The organism is Mycobacterium gordonae (assembly GCF_001417955.2).
In the GTDB taxonomy this organism is placed as follows: domain Bacteria; phylum Actinomycetota; class Actinomycetes; order Mycobacteriales; family Mycobacteriaceae; genus Mycobacterium; species Mycobacterium gordonae_B.
Genome location: NZ_LKTM01000220.1, coordinates 1 through 976, shown reverse-complemented (window position 1 = coordinate 976; position 976 = coordinate 1). Strand labels below are relative to the sequence as shown.

Below are 976 nucleotides of genomic sequence, written 5' to 3'. Positions count from 1 at the left end.
TGCCCCCGTTGCCGCCGGCGCTGCTGGTCTGGCCGAACCCGCCGTCCCCGCCGACGCCACCGCTGGCGAACAACCCTCCGGCGCCGCCGGCGCCGCCGGCGCCACCCTTTCCGGCACCCGAAACGCCCGGGGTGAAGGAGACGGCACCGTCGCCGCCGCTGCCGGCGGCGCCGGCGAGCATGCCCGCGTTGCCGCCCGCGCCGCCGGCTCCTCCGTTGGCGCTGCTCGGCGCTCTTCCGCCCACGCCGCCGGTTCCGCCGGAGCCCAACAGGCCGCCGTTACCTCCCGCCCCGCCGGCACCGCCGTTGGTGGTCGTCGATGCGCCGCCCGCCCCGCCGGCGCCGCCGGTGCCGAATATTCCGCCACCCGCCCCGCCGTGGCCGCCGGTGGCGCCGGCGGCGCCGGAGCCACCGATCCCGCCGTTGCCGAACAGCAGCCCACCGTCGCCCCCGGCGGCGCCAGTTCCCGCGGCGCCGTTGGCGCCGTTGCCGATCAGCGGGTGGCCGGTCGCCGCCTGAACGGGCGCGTTGACGGCATTGATCACTTGCTGCTGCAGGGTGTGCAGGGGGTTGGTGCCGGCCGGTGCGTTGAAGCCGTCCAGGCCCAACAACTGGCCGCTGATGCCGCCGGCGCCCGCCCCGCCCTTCGTCGCGCCGAGGCCGCCGTTGCCGCCGTTGCCGCCGTCGCCGATCAGCATGCCGTTGCCGCCGGCGCCGCCCGCGCCGCCGGTGCTGCCGGCGGCGGCCTGGCCGGTGCCTCCGCTACCCCCGTTGCCGCCGTTGCCGATCAGCCCGGAGCCGCCGCCGGTGCCGCCCGCACCGCCCGCAGCGGCTCCGGCGTCGCCGCCGGCGCCGCCCGCGCCGCCCGAGCCGGCGATCAGCCCGGCGTTGCCGCCGGCGCCACCCTTGCCGCCGTTGGTGGGCCCGAACCCGCCGTTGCCGCCGGTCCCGCCTTCGCCGAACAGCAGGCCGGCGTT

At 79.5% G+C, this 976-nt stretch carries 1 pseudogene; it reads right to left on the bottom strand.

Features of this window, described 5'->3' with window-relative positions:
• Positions 1 to 325: 325 nt before the first annotated feature.
• A pseudogene (locus tag AO501_RS40730) lies at positions 326 to 535 on the bottom strand (PE family protein); the annotation flags it as partial.
• Between the last annotated feature and the right edge of the window lie 441 nt (positions 536 to 976).